The organism is Hyphomonas beringensis (assembly GCF_000682755.1).
Taxonomy (GTDB): domain Bacteria; phylum Pseudomonadota; class Alphaproteobacteria; order Caulobacterales; family Hyphomonadaceae; genus Hyphomonas; species Hyphomonas beringensis.
Map to the genome: position 1 here is coordinate 1 of NZ_AWFF01000072.1, position 5,423 is coordinate 5,423.

Consider the following 5,423-nt stretch of genomic DNA (forward strand, 5'->3'; position numbering starts at 1 on the left):
GTGTACCGACGGTTCGAATGTGGCTTTCACCTTTCGGAAGAACCCGAGCCTGTTGAGAGTCGACTGTCCGGATATGTGGGTGGCGAGGCTACAAAATTCGGTAGGCATACATTGGTAATCTAGAGTAATTTCATTTCATCTCTTTGATTTCCACAGCTTTGTGGTTTGCAACCATCGGTAAGGATTGATTTTCTCCTCGAAACAGAAAGACTCTTCATTTCCACGCCGCTTGAAGCAGGCAAAACGAGCACGCCAAGCAAAGCAGACACTGGAAGTATTGAGGGGGTGCTATGTCAAGCTGGCCGATAGGAAAAATCGTACCGAATTTTTTGGCGCTGATTACAGCAATTTTCCTGTGGTCTTTTCAGGCGCAAGCTCAGAGTGGTCTGCCGGACCTGTCGGTGGATGATCTGCCGCAGATTGATCTTTGGGGGCAAAACCGAATTTCTGATGAAGACTTGGATTTCGGAGAATCGATAAGTCTGAACAACGGTGAACTGTCTTTTCTGCAGACAGATGTTTCCCTTCCCGGAAATTCCGATCTTGCCGTCTCATTCGGCCGTAGAATTGGTAATACCGGGTACGTTGCAAGAGGTGTTCTAGGAAGTGTCGGTATAGGTTCTAACAATCATGCAACCGGAGTTGCCTACAATAGCTGGGTTGCTGACATTCCGATTATCACCGGTGTGGCGAAAGGGGGCTCAGCTTACAACCAGCCTGAAGATATTCCTTATCAGGGTGGGAGGCGCTTCTTGGGGTGGACCGGCATTTACATGTCCATTCCAGGCATGCCCGTAAAAAAACTGAGTTACGCTATGTCGTCTACTCCCGCAGAAGCTCAGGGGTATCGGTATGCGACGGAAGACCACTGGGTTGTAAAACGCTTCGAAGGGACCGATCCAACGTTTGAAGCGGTATCTCCAGAAGGAGTGAAGTACACTTTCGATAAGGTTATAAACGATGCGTACAACTACAGCAAAGGCGGAGGCATTATTGCCGCCACCGAAATCTCGGATGTCCACGGCAATTGGGTAAAGTTCGAGTATTCGGGAACCAAGGTTACACGCATCTACTCGAACGACGGTCGTGAAATCACAATTGCCTACGTAGCCAACAACTTCCAATATGGTGAGGATGTCGTTCAGACTGTCACTGCGAATGGCCGCACATGGACGTACAGCTACACATCTGGAGGCGATCTCTATAGAGTGACGCTCCCGGACGGACGGTACTGGAAATTCAATGATATTGGTATCCTTTCCGCCAGGATCGCTAAATGCAACAAGCTTGGGGTTGCGTCCCGAACGCTAACCGTGCGTCACCCGTCCGGAATGTCTACTCAGTATACGTTAGAGAATATCCATAATGGGCGGATTATCATGGAAGCGGATATAGATACCGTTTACACATATCCCGCTGCGTTCAAGCCTACGACTTGCGAAAGTAAAAAGGTATTTTACACAACAACAGGTGGTTATACGAGTGAGGCGTCTTGGCTGAGCCTTGGCTTCGTGTCGCATGCCGTCAAACAGAAGGTGGTCAGCGTTCCTGGTGCTGCCACCTGTCAGTGGACCTATTCTTACGATGAAGACTTTGGTGCGTTCAAGCAAGCGCTTGGATTGCAGCTGACTAAATCGAGAACGATAATCCGGCCTGACGGGAATAAGGAAGTCTACCACATTTATCGGGTCGCGGACTGGCGCGAAGGTCTGGTAGAGAAAATAGAGAAAAAAGATTCCTCAAATGCCGTGTTAGAGACGGTGGCCCGTACTTATCAGAAGGGGCCGTCCGGACTCTATCAACCTGTTCCCGTGCACCCGACCTAGTATCAATACAATAATCATCAGGAAAACGCTAAATTGCTGATGATCGAAACGGTCCAGCGCGGCAACGATACGTTTTCAACATCTAACGCCTACAATGCAGACGCTTCTCTAAGTTCATACGATTATGAGTCGCCTTACGAAGTTATTTTATCCAGCAACCTCCAGCCAGAACAGCGCGTCTTCGAATATGACTATCAACATGATCCGGTGAAGTGGATCATTGGCCTTCAAAAGACGGTCACTCAGAACTCAAAGCTCCTCGAAACATTTATCTACAATTCGAACGGGCAGATCGAAACACACAAGAAATTTGGCGCCGATTTCGAGGCGTATACCTACCATACTCATGGCAATCAGGTAGGGGCCCTTGCAACTATTACCAACGCCTTGGGGAACATAACGAGTTTTGACTCTTATAAACGCGGCAAACCGCAGCTTGTGATAAATCCAGACACGACAACCCGGTCCAGCGTAGTCGATGATAATGGCTGGACATCTTCTGAGACAAATGAGCGTAGGTACACAACGAGCTATCAGTACAATTTGGTCGGCTGGCTGATAAAAATTGTTCCACCCCAGGGGAATGGAGCTGTGGCGGACGTGGACGCCACCTATTCCATTGTTACCGACGGCATTGTTCAAACCATCACGCAGGGTAGCCTGGAAATAACCAATCATTATGATGGCCTGTTCCGGCCATTCCTCACAAAGATTGAGGATACCTCGCGTCCGGGTACGGTTTCTTATCAGAGTAAAGAGTATGATGCTTTAAATCGGGTTGTGTTCGTGTCCTTTCCATCCGCTACATCGGTTGCAACGGCAGGCTTGGAGACAGATTACGACGCGCTCGGTCGACGAACGGAAGTTCACCAGACGGTGTCGCCCTTCGCTTCGGTCACCCGGGATTACCTGAATGGAAATAAAGTCCGCATCACCGATCCCAGGGGCAACCAAACAACAGTCACCTATCTCTCCTATGGCCTGCCGGATGAAGAGCTTCCAAAGCTCATCGACTACCAGGCTGGGGCAGATGCCATTCTGACCTACGACATCTGGGGCAACAAGCTAACGGAGACACAAGGGGCAGCGAATTCGAGCTACACCTACGATTCTTCGCTACGTCTGTTTTCGGTAACGGATCCGGACACTTATACATCTTACACTTACTATGACGCAGTAGACCGGCCAATCGTGCAGATTGATGGGGCGGGTCGTAAGACGCGGACGGTCTATGATTCAATGGGGCGTCCTGAAAAGCTCATCAAGGCCTGGGCGGGCAATAATGGCGGGACAGGATCTACACTCGACTGCGCTGCAATGCGCGCAAGCTACGACCCATCCTCTTATCTACAGCAATGCTACAAGTTCATCAGCTATACGCCGACCGGCAAGATCGATGCGATTACGGATGCTGGCGGGAACGTTACCACTCATGCCTATGACGCGTTGGATCGGCTGACACACACCCACTTCCCGTCGCCGACACAGACTGGGAAGACCTCCACAACCGACTATGAACGGGTCGTATACGATGTGTTCAGTCGTCCGGATACGAAGCGCACACGTTCGGGCGATGTGATCGATTACACGTATGACGCGCTTGGCCGTCTCGTGGGCCGTTATGTGCCGGGCGCGCCGACCCACACAGCGAATGGCGGCACGGTCACGCATTCATATACTTATAACGCGGCGGGCCGGAAGCTGACCGCTGTGCATGATGGGGTGACGCTGAGCTATGGCTACGATGCCATCGGCCGGGTCGAGTGGCAAAAGCATAATGGCACGCGGCAGGTTTCGTACAGCTATGATGCGGCTAACAATCTCAGATATCTGACCTATCCGGACAATTGGTCCATTGAGTACCAGTATGATGCGCTCAACCGGGTGACAGATGCGATTGAAAACAATGGCATACCGCGGACCTTTGCGCACATCGATTATGACAATCTCTCCCGACGAAAGAGTATCACTTATGCCAACGGAACCTCCTCTTGGTTCGATTACAGCGACCGGGGTGATCTGACCTGTCATGATTGGAACCTGACCGGCACGAGCCCAACGGCCTGCGCTTCAAGTGTCGCAGAGTTGGAGTATGGCTTTACATATAATGGCGTAAGCCAGGTGCTGACGCAGACGGTCTCCGATCCGTCGATGATCTGGACCCCGGATGTCTCGACCACCGCCTATCAGCCGAACGGGCTCGATCAGTATACCAGCATCGGCGGGGATGCGATTTCCTATGATGGTAACGGCAACCTCATCGCCGGGCTGAACGATCTCACCTTTACCTATGATGCGGAGAATGTGCTGCGGACTGTGGCTGATGCCGTCGGCTACAATGACCAGATGAACCTCTACGCCTATGTCGGAAATGACCCGGTGAATGGGACAGATCCAACGGGGATGTACTGTCTCATTAAAAATACATTTTGTGCACGGAAAGAGAGATATGAGATATGGTCTAGAGATCCGAAGTTCAAGAAAATCACTGTTTTTCCTGCGGCTGCTGCGAGTACACTCGATATATTGGATACGCCACGCACTTTCACTGGTCTGTCAAAGTCAACGGTACAATGGTTAGAGACACTCTCTTGGGAACTGGAAAAGAAGAATGTGGCCATCTTCAAGTCACTGAAGGCAGGCGAAGCGGTTCCAAGCATAACAGATGCCCCGGATGGTATCGATCGGGCGTTTGTTCGATACGAACAAGGCCAAGTTCAACAGATGCTGGATGAGCTGAAGGATCGAGATGCTGAACAATACAAGCAGGTGGTAGAAGAACTAAACAGTTTGTTCAAAAATAGGGGGTGGGGTTCTAATGTTGTCCAGTCTGCAGAAAGGCATCTTGGTCGTGGAATTGACTTCTCGAAAGAAGGAGACCGAAGAACTATAGGGTACCGATCTGTACAAATTGAAGCTGCATTTTCCTGTATTTATGGGGATGCCTGCATTGCTCAATCGTTAATCCCATGAAGATTTTTTTTGGCTTACTTTATTTGCTGGCGTTTTGCATTATTTTTACTATCGCGGATGTGGAAGCTTATTTTGAGCGGAGTGCTGATCTTCAGGATTGGACATACTTATTATCATCAATTTATTGGTCAGCCAGAATAGTATTTGTAATGGGTTGGATTACCTTACTGCCTGCTTGGCTGTTGGCTTGTCGCTCTCGACTTATCCGCACACGTTCGTTAGTACTTTTTTTGGGACTACTTTCTGCTTTCCTTCCTGTCTGGACAGACCTTTTCCAGCCCAATGTTTTTTCGCTAATTGCGCTAATTGTTGCAGTTGCGCTGACGGTTTTGATAGCAACGATATTGCGAGTTTTTGATCAAAAAGTCTGATCTCTTAAATTCCCGGGTGCGTTGCCTTTTGCGGTTTATTTAGTTTATTTGTTTGAATAGCCCCGCGTTTTCTAGACGCCTTCGGTTTTCATTTCCTGCTGCCGTTCAAAGTCGACGGGTGACAGCATGGCATTGTCAAAGGAACCAGGCTTGAGGTGAGCAGATCTGCGTTTAACCTCGGTATATGAGCAATAACCGGCATTGTCAGCGGAACCGGGCTTTAGGCGTAGGGCAGGGGCGTTTAGCCTTGGAA

At 49.7% G+C, this 5,423-nt stretch carries 4 protein-coding genes; 3 read left to right on the top strand and 1 reads right to left on the bottom strand.

The features are described 5' to 3' along the window. Window positions 1-290: 290 nt before the first annotated feature. Genes HY29_RS15385 through HY29_RS19270 form a run of 3 tightly spaced genes read left to right on the top strand, consistent with a single transcriptional unit; the run spans window position 291 to window position 5,170 of the window. Window positions 291-1,826 carry a hypothetical protein gene (locus HY29_RS15385; RefSeq protein ID WP_034798558.1) on the top strand — a complete coding sequence of 512 codons (1,536 nt, stop codon included), beginning with the start codon at window positions 291-293 and terminating at the stop codon, window positions 1,824-1,826. A 39-nt stretch (window positions 1,827-1,865) separates the two neighbouring features. Then, entirely contained in the window at window positions 1,866-4,799 is a 2,934-nt protein-coding gene (locus tag HY29_RS15390; RefSeq protein WP_034798560.1) for an RHS repeat domain-containing protein, read from the top strand. Next, a complete protein-coding gene (locus tag HY29_RS19270) occupies window positions 4,796-5,170 on the top strand; it encodes a hypothetical protein (RefSeq protein ID WP_155838379.1) in 375 nt (124 codons plus the stop codon). The genes HY29_RS15390 and HY29_RS19270 overlap by 4 nt, the downstream gene beginning before the upstream one ends. A 71-nt stretch (window positions 5,171-5,241) precedes the next feature. On the opposite strand, the gene HY29_RS19635 is transcribed toward HY29_RS19270, so the two are convergent. After that, window positions 5,242-5,423: hypothetical protein (locus tag HY29_RS19635; protein WP_206741983.1), on the bottom strand; the 182-nt coding region annotated here is incomplete at its 5' end.

Coding starts and splice junctions, on each gene's coding strand:
- HY29_RS15385 (WP_034798558.1), top strand. CDS start 291: ATGTCAAGCTGGCCGATAGGAAAAATCGTACCGAATTTTTTGGCGCTG.
- HY29_RS15390 (WP_034798560.1), top strand. CDS start 1,866: ATGATCGAAACGGTCCAGCGCGGCAACGATACGTTTTCAACATCTAAC.
- HY29_RS19270 (WP_155838379.1), top strand. CDS start 4,796: ATGAAGATTTTTTTTGGCTTACTTTATTTGCTGGCGTTTTGCATTATT.